This is a genomic window from Microbacterium abyssi (assembly GCF_015277895.1).
Classification (GTDB): Bacteria; Actinomycetota; Actinomycetes; order Actinomycetales; family Microbacteriaceae; genus Microbacterium; species Microbacterium abyssi.
This window is the reverse complement of record NZ_CP063815.1, coordinates 3,126,888-3,140,827: the sequence shown is the minus strand read 5'-3', so window position 1 is coordinate 3,140,827 and position 13,940 is coordinate 3,126,888. Positions and strand designations below refer to the sequence as shown.

At 68.6% G+C, this 13,940-nt stretch carries 13 protein-coding genes; 2 read left to right on the top strand and 11 right to left on the bottom strand.

The features are described 5' to 3' along the window. Window positions 1–14 precede the first annotated feature (14 nt). The gene (locus IM776_RS15125) at window positions 15–1,727 is read left to right on the top strand and encodes a long-chain-fatty-acid--CoA ligase (RefSeq protein WP_194420956.1); all 1,713 of its coding nucleotides are present in this window, start codon (window positions 15–17) and stop codon (window positions 1,725–1,727) included. 3 nt (window positions 1,728–1,730) lie between these two features. On the opposite strand, the gene IM776_RS15120 is transcribed toward IM776_RS15125, so the two are convergent. The 10 genes from IM776_RS15120 to IM776_RS15075 all read right to left on the bottom strand — a co-directional run bounded on the left by IM776_RS15120 (window position 1,731) and on the right by IM776_RS15075 (window position 12,489). Beyond that, on the bottom strand, window positions 1,731–2,933 hold the full coding sequence (locus IM776_RS15120) for an MFS transporter (RefSeq protein WP_228479796.1): 1,203 nt from the start codon (window positions 2,931–2,933) through the stop codon (window positions 1,731–1,733). A gap of 95 nt (window positions 2,934–3,028) precedes the next feature. Then, entirely contained in the window at window positions 3,029–3,862 is an 834-nt protein-coding gene (locus tag IM776_RS15115; protein ID WP_194420955.1) for an ABC transporter ATP-binding protein, read from the bottom strand. Beyond that, window positions 3,852–4,625, bottom strand: a complete 774-nt coding sequence (locus tag IM776_RS15110; RefSeq protein ID WP_194420954.1) for an ABC transporter permease — start codon at window positions 4,623–4,625, stop codon at window positions 3,852–3,854. The genes IM776_RS15115 and IM776_RS15110 overlap by 11 nt, the downstream gene beginning before the upstream one ends. Further along, window positions 4,622–5,449 (bottom strand): ABC transporter permease, encoded by an 828-nt coding sequence (locus IM776_RS15105; protein WP_323740994.1) that lies wholly within the window; start codon window positions 5,447–5,449, stop codon window positions 4,622–4,624. The genes IM776_RS15110 and IM776_RS15105 overlap by 4 nt, the downstream gene beginning before the upstream one ends. Beyond that, window positions 5,446–6,420, bottom strand: a complete 975-nt coding sequence (locus tag IM776_RS15100; protein ID WP_194420953.1) for an ABC transporter substrate-binding protein — start codon at window positions 6,418–6,420, stop codon at window positions 5,446–5,448. The genes IM776_RS15105 and IM776_RS15100 overlap by 4 nt, the downstream gene beginning before the upstream one ends. A 125-nt stretch (window positions 6,421–6,545) precedes the next feature. Next, complete coding sequence (locus IM776_RS15095) at window positions 6,546–7,190, bottom strand: GntR family transcriptional regulator (protein WP_194420952.1); 645 nt, start codon at window positions 7,188–7,190, stop codon at window positions 6,546–6,548. Window positions 7,191–7,250: 60 nt separating this feature from the next. Beyond that, window positions 7,251–8,270 (bottom strand): ABC transporter permease, encoded by a 1,020-nt coding sequence (locus IM776_RS15090; RefSeq protein WP_194420951.1) that lies wholly within the window; start codon window positions 8,268–8,270, stop codon window positions 7,251–7,253. 61 nt (window positions 8,271–8,331) lie between these two features. Then, window positions 8,332–9,798, bottom strand: coding sequence for a sugar ABC transporter ATP-binding protein (locus IM776_RS15085; protein ID WP_194420950.1), 1,467 nt, complete (start codon window positions 9,796–9,798; stop codon window positions 8,332–8,334). Between the two features lie 27 nt (window positions 9,799–9,825). After that, window positions 9,826–10,965, bottom strand: coding sequence for a sugar ABC transporter substrate-binding protein (locus IM776_RS15080; RefSeq protein WP_194420949.1), 1,140 nt, complete (start codon window positions 10,963–10,965; stop codon window positions 9,826–9,828). Window positions 10,966–11,034: 69 nt separating this feature from the next. Next, window positions 11,035–12,489, bottom strand: coding sequence for an aldehyde dehydrogenase family protein (locus tag IM776_RS15075; RefSeq protein WP_194420948.1), 1,455 nt, complete (start codon window positions 12,487–12,489; stop codon window positions 11,035–11,037). A 186-nt stretch (window positions 12,490–12,675) separates the two neighbouring features. Here IM776_RS15075 and IM776_RS15070 point away from each other — a divergent pair, with 186 nt between their 5' ends. Further along, on the top strand, window positions 12,676–13,608 hold the full coding sequence (locus IM776_RS15070) for a helix-turn-helix domain-containing protein (RefSeq protein ID WP_194420947.1): 933 nt from the start codon (window positions 12,676–12,678) through the stop codon (window positions 13,606–13,608). 62 nt (window positions 13,609–13,670) lie between these two features. On the opposite strand, the gene IM776_RS15065 is transcribed toward IM776_RS15070, so the two are convergent. Beyond that, the gene (locus IM776_RS15065; protein ID WP_194420946.1) at window positions 13,671–13,835 is read right to left on the bottom strand and encodes a hypothetical protein; all 165 of its coding nucleotides are present in this window, start codon (window positions 13,833–13,835) and stop codon (window positions 13,671–13,673) included. Window positions 13,836–13,940 lie beyond the last annotated feature (105 nt).

The window sequence follows — 13,940 nt, the reverse complement described above, 5'->3', positions numbered from 1 at the left end:
CGTAGGCTTTTCGCATGCAGCTGAACGAGACGCGTGCCTGGAACCGCTTCTACGCCCCGGGCACCCCGATCGACATCGAACCGGTCGCAGGCTCTCTCAGCGATCTGCTCGACGAGCGCGTCGCGCAATGGTCCGATCGTCCCGCGATCGCCTTCTTCGATCGCACGCTGACCTACCGCGAGCTCGGCGACCGCGTCTCCCGCGTGGCGAACGGCCTGCGCGAGATGGGAGTGAAGGCCGGCGACCGCGTTGCGCTGATCATGCCCAACGCTCCCCAGCACGTCATCGCCTTCTACGCCGTGCTGCGCCTGGGCGCCGTCGTCGTCGAGCACAACCCGCTCTACACCCGCGATGAGCTCGAGGTGCAGTTCCGCGACCACGGCGCGGACGTCGTCATCACCTGGGACAAGGTCGTGCCGACGCTGCGTGCACTGCCCGACGGCATCCGCCCGCGCCGCATCGTCGCCGTCGACGTCACCCGCGCGATGCCCTTCACCACGCGACTCGCGCTCAGCCTCCCCATCGCAAAGGCCCGCGAGTCCCGCGCGAAGCTGACCGCGCCCGCACCGGGCGCGATCCCGTTCGCGAAGCTCGAGAAGAGCGCACCGCTTCCGGCGTCCCATCCGCGTCCGAAAGCCGGCGATCTCGCCTGCCTGCAGTACACCTCCGGCACCACCGGCACCCCGAAGGGCGCCATGATCACGCATGCGAACCTGTGGGCGAACGCCCGTCAGGGCGCGGCGTGGATGCCGGACTTCACCCGCGGCGATGGGCGCATCTACGGACTGCTGCCGATGTTCCACTCCTTCGGCGTTCTGCTCTCGGTCATCTACTCGGTCGAGACCGGCTCCTGCGCCGTGCTGTTCCCGACCTTCGACCCCGAGCTGGTCGAGAAGGCGGCGAAAAAGTTCCCGCCGACCTTCGTGCCCGCCGTGCCCCCGATGTTCGACCGGCTGGCCCGTGTGGCCAAGGAGGGCAAGCTCGATCTCTCGGGCGTGGTCTACGCCATCTCGGGCGCGATGACCCTCACGCCCGCGATCGTCAAGCGCTGGGAGGACCAAGCGGAAAGCATGCTCAACGAGGGCTACGGGCTCACCGAGACGAGTCCCGTCGCACTCGCGAACCCCTTCACCGATCACCGCAGGATCGGTGCCATCGGCATCCCGTTCCCGTCCACCGACATCAAGGTCGTCGATCCGAACGAGCCGACCCGTGAGGTCGCGCTCGGAGAGTCGGGCGAGCTGCTCATCCACGGGCCGCAGGTGTTCCAGGGGTACTGGAACCGACCCGAGGAGACCGCGGCGACCTTGCTCGAGGGCGGCTGGCTGCGCACCGGCGATCTCGTCGTCCAGGACGACGACGGATTCGTCACGGTCGTCGACCGCAAGAAGGAGATCATCATCACCGGCGGTTTCAACGTCTCGCCCAGCGAGGTCGAACTGGTGTTGGTGACGGTGCCCGGTGTCGCGGCATCCGCCGTCGTCGGCATGCCGCGCGGCAGCGGAGCAGAGGTCGTCACGGCCGTGGTGGTTCTCGAGGACGGCGCGAGCTTCGACGAGGATGCCGCCCGCGAGACGGCACGCGCGCACCTCGCCGAGTACAAGCGTCCCAGCGCCTACGTCGTGTGGGAGGAGCTGCCCACCTCACTCATCGGCAAGGTGCTGCGCCGCAGAGTGCGCGAAACGCTGATCGCCGACCGCAAGGCCACCCGCGCCGCCGAGGAGTGACCCTCAGCGCGGCTCCAGCACGTACCGGTCGCGCGCGGCGTACACGCCGATCCACCCCTGCAGCGTCATCGTGACGAGCAGGATCACCAGCGCGAGCGTCCAGCTGCCGGTGAGCGCATGCACCGCACCGAACAGCGCCGGCCCCACCGCGGCGATCGCGTAGCCCACGGCCTGCGACATCCCCGACAGTGCAGAGGATGCGCTGTGATCGCGGGCGCGTTCGGCCATCAGCGTCAGCGAGACGCCGAGCGACATGCCGGAGAACACCCCGAGCGGCACGACCCAGAGGCCGATGGCATCCGGCCAGAGCATGAGACCCGCGATCCCGGCGATGCCGAGCAGGGGGAGCGCCGCCGGCGTCAGGCGCGCGCCACGCCCGCGCATGGCGAGGGCGACCGTGAGCGAGCCGACCAGAGAGAAGACCTGATAGACCATCACGTCTATGCCGGCGAGAGTGTCGCTGCGCCCGGCATCCAGCGACATCGTCGCGATCCAGGTGACCAGCACGTAGAAGGTGGTCGACTGCACCCCCATGTACCCGGCGACCTGCCAGGCGATCGGGTCGCGCCAGATCCCCAGACGAGATGCCGGCAGCGGCGCTGCTGCGCGCATCGCCCGCATCTCGTGCCTGCTGACGAGCCACCACGCGAGAAGCGCGAGTGGGGCGACGGCGGCTCCGGTCAGCAGGAGCGACAGCCGCCAGCCGGTGCCGGTGTCGGCGCCGGCAGCGTTCGCGATCGGCACCGCGAGGCCGGATGCCACGGCACCCGCACCGCCGAGGATCGCCGAGTAGACGCCCATCATCATCGGCACGCGCAGCGGGAAGTCGCGCTTGATCACGGCGGGCAGCAGCACATTGCCGATCGCCAGGGCGACGCCGATGATCGCCGTGCCGATCCACAGCCAGGCGGCGGAACCCGGAAGGGAGCGCACGATCGCACCCACGGCGAGCAGCCCCATCGCGGCCAGAACGGCGCCGCCGAGCCCGAGTCGGCGTCCGAAGCCGTGCGCGAACGGCGAGACGATCGCCCAGGTGATCAGGACGATCGTCGGCAGCGAGCCCAGCAGGGCGAGCGGGATGCCGGTGTCCTGAGAGATCCGGTCGATCACCGGGCCGACCGCCGTCACAGCCGGACGCATGAGCGTCGCGACCAGGCACAGCGCGACGATCGCGAAGACCAGGGGTCGGCGCTCGCGCTGGCTCATCTCGGTCCTCTCACGCAGGTTCAGGTCGCAGTTTCCGCCGTTTTGAGCATGCCGTAGCGGCAGAAACTGCGACCTGAGGAATGTGCGTCGGCGCGTCAGGCGCTCTTGCCCTGCTCCTGACCGCCGGCGTTGTTCTTCGCTCGCTGGATCTCACCGTAGATGTGATGGCGCAGTTCCACGAATCGCGGGTCGGACCGGGTGGACAGCTGATCGCGCTCGTCCGGGAGGTCGATCGTGACGTCGTCCTGCACGACCGTCGGACGGTTCGACAGGACGATCACGCGCTGACCCAGGTACACCGATTCGTCGATGTCGTGCGTGACGAACAGCACCGTGACGCCGAGTTCCTTCCAGATCTTGCGGACCAGGTCCTCCAGGTCGGCGCGGGTCTGCGCGTCGACCGCCGCGAAGGGCTCGTCCATCAGCAGGATCTGGGGCCGGTACGCCACGGCGCGCGCGATCGCGACGCGCTGCTGCATGCCGCCCGACAGCTGCCACGGATACTTGTCCGCCGCGTCCGACAGGCCGACGGCCTCCAGGGCCTCGGTGCAGCGCTGCTGGCGCTCCACCTTCGGGATGCCGGCGCTCTTCAGCGGCAGCTCGACGTTGGCCTGCACGCTCATCCACGGGTACAGGCTGCGCCCGTACTCCTGGAAGACGACCGCCATGGTCTTCGGCGGACCGGTGATGGCCTTGCCTTCGAGCTCGAGGCGCCCCGCTGTGGCGGGCAGGAGACCGGCGATGCACTTCAGCAGCGTGGTCTTGCCGGCGCCGGACGGGCCGACGATGCAGACCAGCTGCCCCTGGGGGATGCTGAAGGTCAGATCGCGGATCGCCTCGACGGCGTCGGCCTGCGGCGTCGGCGCGGGGTAGATCTTGCGCAGGCCCTCGACGAGGAGGACGGGGGTGGTGGTGTTCTCAGGACTCACGTTGGACTTCTCTCAATCCGTGGTACCAGCGGAGGATGTAGCGCTCGGTGTAGCGGAACAGGACCGCCAGGCCGAGACCGATCAGACCCAGCAGCAGGATGCCGCTCCACATCTCGGGGATGGCGAAATTGCGCTGGAATTGGACGATGGTGAAGCCGAGGCCGGCAGAGGTGTACCAGAGCTCAGAGATCACCATCAGGATCAGGGCGATCGACAGGCACTGGCGGATGCCCGCCAGGATCTGCGGCGCCGCCGCGGGGAGGATCAGGTATCGCAGGCGCGCCATGCGGCCCAGGCCGTAGCTGCGCGCCGTGTCACGCTGCACCTCGTCGGTGGCGCGGACGCCCTCGACGGTGTTCAGCAGCACCGGCCACAGCGAGCCGAAGATGATCACGAACACCTGCATCCGCCAGTTGACGCCGATGATGATCATCAGCAGCGGCAGCAGCACCGGCGGCGGGATCGCGCGGAAGAACTCCAGCAGCGGCTCGAGCAGCTGCCGCACCGGCTTGAAGGATCCGATCACGAGACCGAGTCCGACGCCGACGATGATCGAGCCGGCGATCCCGAGGAACAGGCGCCCGATGCTGGGCAGCACGTCCTCGGTGAAGCGTTCGCCGAACCAGGTGTCGAAGAACGTGGTGATCAGCTCGCCCGGGGTCGGCACGAAGAAGCTGGGACTGACGATCGTCGAGAGCCACCACAGCAGGATCAGGACGATCGGAAGAGCGAGCAGGAAGAAGAGGGAGGTGAGGAGCTTCATCCGGCCACATCCATTCGCACCGAGGTGTGCCACGCGAGCACGCGGCGTTCGACGAATCGCGCGACCAGGTTGATCGCGACGCCGATGAGGCCGGTCGCGAGGATCAGGGCGTACATGCTCGTGATCGCCCCGCCTTCGCGGGTCTCGGCGATCTGCTTGCCGAGGCCGGGGGTGCCGATGATCAGCTCGGCGGTGATCGCGAGGATCAGCGCGACGGCGGCAGCAAGGCGCACACCGGTCATGAGGTACGGCAGCGCGGTCGGCCATGTGACGTGGCGGATGCGCTGGAATCTGCTGAGCCCGTAGCTGCGGGCCGTGGCATCCGCGACGGGGTCGACGTCCTTCGCTCCGTAGATGACCTGGATCAGCACCTGCCAGAACGCTGCGTAGACGATCAGGAGAAGACCTGCCTGGATCTTCGTGCCGAACAGCAGCACGGCCAGCGGGATCAGGGCCACGGACGGTACCGGGCGCAGGAACTCGATGGTCGAGTGGGTCAGGCGCTCGAGGAAGCGGCTGGATCCGATGAGGAAGCCGATCACCGTGGCCGCGACGACCGCGATGAGCAGGCCGAGCGACCAGCTGAGCACGGTGGAGCCGACATCGCGCCAGAAGGCCCTGTCGACGACGTACTGCCCGAACCGGACGAGGACCTCGCTGGCGGGCGGCACGAACCGGGTGTCGACCAGGCCCAGCCGCGAGACCGTCTCCCACAGTCCGAGGAAGGCGACCACGCCGACGGCGCCCAGCCACGCTCCCGCCCCGGAGGAGGTGCGGCGGCGGAGCCGCCGCACCTCGGTCACCGTGTTGAGGAGGGCTGTCACGGCAGCAGGCTGTCGAAGTCCGGCTCGGCCTTCAGGACGCCGTACTCCACGGCCGCGGCGGCGAGCTTCTCGCTGGAGGCGCGGTCGAATTCGGTGGGGTACTTGGGCAGTGTGATCTCGGCCAAGACGGCGGGGTCGGTCTTCGTGTAGGTGCCCATGATCTCGCGGACGACGTCGGGGTTGGCGTCGGCGAATTCGAGCGACTTCTGCATCGCGGACTGGAACTTCTCGAGAAGCTCGGCGTCGACGCTGCTCAGCGCGAAGTACGCGGCGATGTCGAGCTTGGGGTCGAAGTCGGCGTAGGCGTAGGTGACGACTTCGAGGCCGGCCTCGGTGGCGGCGGTCACGAAGGGCTCGACGACGAACGCGGCATCCACCTGGTCGTTCTCGACGGCGGCGATCGCGTCGGGGAACGGCACCTCGACGAAGTCGATCGTGGAGGAGTCCGCGCCAGCCTCGTCGACGACCGACCGCACCGCGGTGTCGTTGATGTTGCCGACGCTGTTGCTCGAGACGGTCTTGCCTGCGAGATCCGCCGGCGACGCGATGCCGGAATCGGGCTTTGTGATGACCGCGCCCATGTCCTTCGAGGTGTCACCGGTGGTGGCGACGGCGGAGCTGACCATCTTGATGTCGAGACCCTGGTCGGCCGCGACCATGAGCGAAAGCTGGTTGCTGAAGCCGAACTCGTAGTCGCCGGAGACGACGGCCGGAACGATGGCCGCGCCGCCGGTCGCGGTCTCGATGGTGAGGTCGATGCCCTCTTCCTCGAAGAAGCCCTGCTCGTCGCCGACGTAGATCGGGGCGGTGTCTGCGATCGGGATCACGCCGACCGTGACCGGGATCAGGTCCGCCGAGCTCCCGGAGTCTGCATCGCCGGAACCTCCGCTCGTGGGGGCATCCGAGTCGGTGCATCCGGTCAGAACCAGCGCCGTGATCGCCGCGAGGGCGAAGAAGCCTGCCTTTTTCATGTCACTCCGTTGTGTGAAAGGGGTATGGCGAGCGACCGTGATCGCTCGATGGCCCGAAGCTATCGAGGATCAGGCGGCGTTGTCAATAATGTTCGCGAGATTGATAACAATCGGCGCTGGACGCCTCAGCGCACGGCGGGAGCCTCGGCGAACGACCGCAGCGTCGTGATGACGCTTCCGACGTGAACCGACATCGCGTCACCGGCGGCCTCGGGATTCCGCGCGCACACTCCCTCGATGATCGCCAGGTGCTCCGGCAGCGACAGGCTCGGGCGACCCGGCACGAGGAACAGCCGGAACTGGTGTCGCACCATCTGGCCGTGAAGCTGCTCGAGAACCCGGGTGGACGCCGAATGGTCCGCGATGTCGCGAAGGGTCGAGTGCAGCGTCGAGTTGAGCTCCGAGTAGCGCATGAAGTCGTTCTGGTCCACCGCGGTGCGCATGTCATCGCCGACCTGACGGAGGAAGGCGATCTGCTCGTCGGTCACCTTCTCCGCCGCGCGAGCCGCGACCAGGCTCTCCACGGCCTGTCGGATCTCGGTGATCTCGATCGCCTCTTCGGCCGTGATCTCCCGGACCCGTGCCCCCCGGTTGGGCTGCAATTCGACCAGCCCTTCGGAAGCGAGCTGGATCAGGGCGTTGCGCAGCGTGAAGCGGCTCGCGCCGTACTCCTCGGCGAGGTCGGCCTCGATCAGGCGCTGGCGCGGTGCGTAGGCGCCCCGCAGGATCGCCTCCCGCAGCTGGTCACGGACGTCTGAGTTGTCGGGCACTCGAGGTTCCTCTCGGTGAGCAAGATTGTCGACAATCTAGCCCATGCTGTGCCGCGCTGACTACGCCGGGGTCTTCGGCTTCCGCTTCAGTCCGTCGACCACGCGGCCGATGGCCGAGCTGCGCCGTGAGGTCTTCTCCCACTGCGACAGCGCGACCGCGAGGAGCAGCGACAGCCCGTAGAACAGGTCGTTGACCCATCGGGGGGAGCCGGCGAGCTGCAGCCCCTTGATTCCGACGGCCAGCACGTACATCGCGACGATCGTGCCGAGCACATTGAAGCGCCCGCCCTTGAACTGCGTCGACCCCAGGAAAACCGCAGTGAGCGCGGGGAGCAGGAAACTCGGCCCGACGGTCGGATCGCCGGCGTTGAGCCGGCTGGTGAGCAGCGCGCCGGCCAGCGCGGCGAGTGCGCCGCCCGCGACGAGGCTGCCGATCTGCAGGCGCTCCACGCCGATGCCGGCGAGGCGGGCGGACTCGGGATTGAAGCCGACGGCGTACAGGCGTCGCCCTGTCGGCGTGCGCTCCAGCACGTACCAGCTGACGATGGCCACGGCCAGCAGCACCCACACCGGCACCGTGATCCCGGCGAACTGGGCGGCTGCGATTTCGCGGTAGGCGGGGTCGAGGCCGAGGATCTGCTGGCTGTTCGAGACCCAGGCCATGCCGGCGAGCAGGATCGAGCTCATGCCGAGCGTGGCGATGATCGGCTCGACCTTCAGCCGGGCGATCACCAGAGCCGTCACGAGCCCGATCAGTCCGCCCACGACGATCACGGCCGGCAGCTGCAGGGCGATCGGCAGGTGCATCTTGCCGAGCAGGAACGCGGACAGGATCGCACAGAAGCCGACCTGCGCGCCGATCGCGAGGTTCAGGGCGCCGGCGGTGAGCGGGATGAGGGCCGCGAGCGCGGCGATCCCGGTCAGTGCCTCGGCATCCAGCAGCGACCGCCAGACGCCGGGTTGCAGGAACTTCTCGGGGATCCACAGCGAGAACACGATGAACAGGATCGCGAGGATGTACAGCGCGCTGATGCTGCGGAACGACAGTGCGTGGGCGATGTCGGCTCGGGTGACGGTCACGGGAGCTCCTTCGGGTGACGAGTGCTTTCGGTGTGAGGGGGTCAGATCGTGGATGCTGCGATCAGGGCAGTCCGTACGCCTCGGCGACGAGCCGGCGTTCGGTGAGGCCATCGCCGCTGAGCTCGGCGCCGGCGACGCCGTCGCGCATGACGATCACGCGATCGCAGAGCAGAGCGAGCTCCTTGGCGTCGGAGGAGCTGACCAGCACAGCAGTGCCGTCCGCGGCACCGCGCTCGATCGCGGTGTAGATCGCCGCCTTGGCGCCGACGTCGACGCCCTGGGTCGGCTCATCGAGGAGCAGCACCTTCGGACGGTGGTGCATCGACTTCGCCATGACGATCTTCTGCTGGTTGCCGCCGCTGAACAGCGAGATGCGCTGCTCGGTGCGCGCCGGGCGCACGTCGTACTGCGCGAACGCCGTCGTGGTCTCGGCGCGCTCGCCGCCGGCCGCGATCGGTGCGAACGCGCGCGTGGTGCGGGCCAGGTGCGGCAGGGTGAAGTTCTCGCGTGCGCTCATGTCGCGCACCACTGCGAGGCGTCCGCGGTCGGCGGGGGCGAAGGTGATCCCGCGTTCCAGGCTCCGTGCCGGAGAGCGGCGGTCGTAGGCGGTTCCGTCGACCGCGAACTCGGATGCCTCGGCATCCGCCGCGCCGTACAGCAGGCCCGGCACGGCTTCGCGCCCCGAGCCGAGTGTGCCGGCCACACCCACGATCTCGCCGGCGTACAGCGTGAGGTCGAGCGACTCGACCGACCCGCCGCGAAGGCCGCGCACCTGGAGCGCGAGCTCGCCGCGTTCGCGATGTGCGCGCTCCGCGGCATCCGCGGTCTCGACACCGGTGACGATTTCGACGAGGTGGCCCTCGTTCATCTCGTCAACGGGGCGGTCCGCGACCTTGCGGCCGTCGCGCAGTCCGACGATGCGGTGCGCCAGCGATCGGACCTCGTCCAGACGGTGCGAGACGAAGACGATGCCGGCGCCGTCCGCGGCGAGGCGGCGGACCGCCTCGAACAGCACCTCGACCTCGGTGCGGTGCAGCGACTCGGTCGGCTCGTCGAGGAACAGGACGTTCCGCGAGTGCGTCCAGCCGTCCATCGCTCTGCTGATCGCGACCACCGCCCGCTGCGCCGGGGTGAGCCGGTGCAGCGGGCAGGTCACGTCGAACGGCGGCCCGAAGCGTGAGACGAGCTCGCGGGCACGGTTCTGCACCTGACGCGTGCGGTACGGGGTGAGAGCAGCGCGGCCCTCACCCCGTCGCAGCGCGAGGTTCTCCGCGGCGGAGAGCTGCTCGACCAGGGCCAGGTCCTGGTGGATGAAGTGCAGCTCGGTGCCAGGGGCGGTTTCGATGGTTCCGCCGTCCGCGGTGTACACGCCCGCGAGGATCTTCATGAGCGTCGACTTGCCGGAGCCGTTGTGGCCGACGATGGCCACGATCTCGCCGGAGTGCACGTCGAGATCGACGTGGTCGAGCGCAGTCAGCCCGGGGAAGGCCTTCAGCAGGCCTGCGACCTGCAGCAGGGGAGCCGTCATGAGTGATCCTTTCGGGAGGGGGCAGGGTCAGTCGACGAGCCAGTTCGCGGCGAAGCGATCCTGGTAGTCGTCGATGCCCACGTAGCCGAGCACGGGGTCCTCCGGGGCGTTCGAATCGTCCGTGATGCGCGTGAGGGTCGAGGCGCGCGTCTGCGCGTCGGGCCACTCGTAGGAGTCGCCGTTCATCTCGCGCAGCAGCTGGTCGAGCACCGTCCACATCATCAGGTTCAGATCGACCGACAGCGTCGCGTCCTGATCGCCGGCTGCGATCTGCTCGTAGTTCGGCGGGGCCGGCCACATGGCGATGCCGTCGACGTCGAGTCCCGCGAGCGAGAGCTTCTGCGGCAGGCCGATCTGGACCTCGTCGACCGCCGCGATGAAGTACTCGGTCTGCGGGTTCGCCTGCAGGTCGCTGACCACGCGGTCGGCGGCCGTGGAGCCGAGCTCGGCGATCGGGATGTCGACGACGCGCATCGTGCACTCGGGGCACAGCTCGGCGATGCGCGACTCGGCGCCGTCGAGTTCGTACGACGAGAACGGGAACTCCGGCACGTTGTAGAACACGAACTCCTCGGCACCGCCGGAGCGCGAGATCGCGGCAGCGCCGAGCACCTCGCCGTTCAGCGTCATCCAATCGGGACCGTTGAACGCCTCGGGAAGCCCGAACTCGACGGTGTTCATCACCGAGCCGCTGGCCATCGGGATGCCGGCCTCTTCGAGCTGCGCGATCTGCCCCTCGAAGAAGATCGGGTCGAGGGTGATGTTGATGACGCCGTCAGGATCGAGCTCGACGACGGTGTTCATCGCCGCGTTGATGCTCTGTGCGTCGCGGCCGGTCTCGACGCGTTCGAGTTCGAGGCCGAGCAGCTCGGCCGGCGCCTGCAGGTTGTTCCACATCACGGCGCTGACCGGGGTGCCGACGTCGAGGTAGACGACGTGCGTACCGGGTTCGATCGGCGCGCTGAGCGGTTCGTCGATCAGCAGGTTCTTGTCGCTGCCGCCGAGCCAGGGCTGCAGGAACTCATCGGCCGCCTCGACAGCGCCGGAGCCGCCCGGAGCCGGCTCGTCCGAGGTGTCGGGCTCCGCGGCGGAACAGGAGGTCAGCAGCAGTGCTCCTGCCGCGACGAGCGCGGCGGATCGCAGGGCGGTACGGGTTGAACGGTGCATCTTCGCACTTCCTCTCTCTTGGTCTTGCAGGGTGGTGGTGTTGCAGGGCGGGTGGTGTCACCGGGTGGGTCAGAACGGGTACGGCTGGATGTGGGACTGCATCGTGACCCACTGGGTGTCGGTGAACGCTTCGATGTTCGCGGCGTGCCCACCGAATCGGGCGCCGGTGCCGGAGTTGCGGGTGCCTCCGAACGGCGCCTGTGCCTCGTCGTCGACGGTCTGGTCGTTGATGTGCAGGATGCCGGCGTCGATGCGGTCGGCCAGCTCGTAGGCGCGGAAGGCGTCGCCGGCGAGGATCGCGACGGATAGGCCGTACTCGCTGGCGTTGACCAGGTCGATCGCCTCATCGAGGTCCTCGAACCGCAGCAGCGGGGCTACCGGGCCGAACACCTCCTGCGCATACGCCGGGTGATCGGTGCGGACCTCGCCGAGCACGGTCGGCTGGTAGAAGAGGTCGGTGTACTCGCCTCCGGCGAGTACGGTGGCGCCGGCATCTGCCGTCGATGTCACGAGCTCGTGGATCCGGTCGCGCTGACCGGCATCGATGATCGGGCCGAGTGGCGCGCCGGTCGACGGATCGCCGGCGGTGAGTCCGCGCGCCTTCTCGGCCAGGCGCTCGGCGTACTCGTCGTAGACGTCGGCGTGCACGAGGTGGCGGCCGGTCGTCATGCAGATCTGGCCCTGGTGCAGGAACGACCCCCAGGCGCCGGCAGATGCCGCGGCGGCGACGTCGACGTCGGGCATCACGATCATGGCGTTGTTGCCGCCGAGCTCGAGATGCGCGCGCTTGAGGTTGCGTCCGGCGCGCTCGCCGATGGCGCGGCCCGCCTGCGTCGAGCCCGTGAACGAGATCACCGGCACGGCCGGGTGATCGATCAGGACGGATGCCGTCTCCACGCCGCCGGGAATCACGGAGAACACGCCCTCGGGCAGGCCTGCCGCCTCGAGGAGAGCGGCGAGGAACAGCCCGCCGCACACCGCGGTGCGGGGGTCGGGCTTGAGGACGACGGCGTTGCCGAGCGCGAGCGCGGGGAAGACGGAGCGCGCGGCCAGGATCGCGGGGAAGTTGAACGGCGAGATGACGCCGACGGTGCCGACCGGCCGCCGGCGGGACAGGCTCAGGCGAGGGTGGGATGAGGTGAGCAGCTCGCCGTACGGCATCGTGGCGGTGGCGGCGGCGAGGTGCAGTTCGTCGGTGACGAGGCCGACTTCGAACGCGGCCTTGCCGTGAGCGGCGCCGCCCTCGGCGGTGAGCCACTCGGCGAGGATCTCGCCGTGTTCGATGAGCAGCGCCGCCGCGGTGCGCATGATCGTCGCGCGGCGCTCGGCGGATAGAGCTTCCCAGTCTCGCTGGGCGGCGTCGGCGCGCTCGATGGCCTCGGTCATCTCCGCCGGGCTGCCGATGCCGACCTCGGCGAGGGTCTCGCCGGTGGAGGGCGAAACGACGTCCGCCGTCCGATCGAAGCGGATCCAGCCGCCGAGGTAGCCCCGGCTGTGCCAGGTCTCTTGTGCGAAGAACGTCATGTCTCTCCCGTCGCCGTTGGTGGTGAGTTCCAGATTCACCCGGGGAGCGACGTTCTTCTCCGGCGTTCTGTGCACCCCGGTGGGCGTTGTGTGCACTCCTCGATGCGGCGTTTTGTGCAGTGCTTTCCGCCGGCCTCGCCGACCGTGGCGGAGCCGGGTAGGCTCCATGTCACCTGGGAGGCGAACGTGGTTGTTCTCGAAGTGGAGAGCGCCGACGAATGGGAGACCGTCGTCAGCGGATGCTTCGTGCCTTTGCGGTGTGCCGGATTCGAACCGTCCTTCCAAGGACGGATGGAGCACACCGGACTGGACGAGGCGGTATCGGTGTCTCTGGTGTCCACGAGCGGCACCAGCGCGGACCGGACCGAGGGCCTGGCCCACCGCGCGCACAGCGACGACCTGCATCTGTCGCTGCAGCGATCGTCGTCGGGAACCGTCGTCGCCGGCGGGGGATCGACCGCGGTCCGGCCGGGCTCGGTCACCGTGTACGCGACCGATCGGCCGTACTACCTGGACTACTCGCCTACCGGTCAGCAGCAGCTGATCGTGCAGGTCTCGCGCGCTTCACTGGGATTGCCCCGCAATATGGTCGAGGACGCCATGCGACGTCTCGCCTTGCCCGGGGGGTGGCGTGCGCCCGCAGCCCGCAACCTGTTCTCGTACGTCGATGCGCTGCCCGATGGCGCCGGGACGGAGGTCGGCGAGACCGTGCGGGATCTCGCGGCGGTGATGATCCGCTCATCGTTCGGTGAAGGAAGCAGTGTTCCGCGCACATCTCGTGGGCTGCGTCATGCGGTGCAGGAGTATCTGCGGGTCAATGCGACGCTGCGCGGACTCGACATGGATGCCGTCGCGCGAGAGCACTTCGTCTCAAGGCGCCGGCTGTACCAGGTGTTCGAGATGGTCGGACTGTCGCCGGCGTCCGTGCTTCGAGCGGAACGGCTGCGGATCGCCGAGCGTCTGCTGCGCGATGCACCCGATCGCACCGTCGAATGGGTGGGGTACGAGTCCGGCTTCAGCGATGTGACCACGTTCACCCGGGCCTTCGGGCGTGCGCACGGGGTCACACCACGAGAGTGGCGCCGGCAGACGCGGTCCGCCAGCAGCTCCGCGGCCTGATCCCGGTCGCACCACGAAGCCGGGCCGTGATCGATGTCACGGCCCGGCTTCGATGATCTGCGTCAGACGCGGTTCCGTCCGCCGATCACCCTGAAGAGGAACGCGATCAGGGCGATGACGCCGACGATGAGCGCGACCCACAGAAGCCAGCCGAGCGCCTCGGTGAGGCCGCCGACGATCGCGAGGACGATAGCGACGACGATGATGACCACCAGAGCGATGTTCATGGGGAGTCTCCTTCGGTTGTGATGTACCGATGCTGGCACGCTGAGTGCTCGCTGACAGTGGGGTTGACGGTCGGGTTCACGCGGTGCTAGCGCGCGTCGAGCACG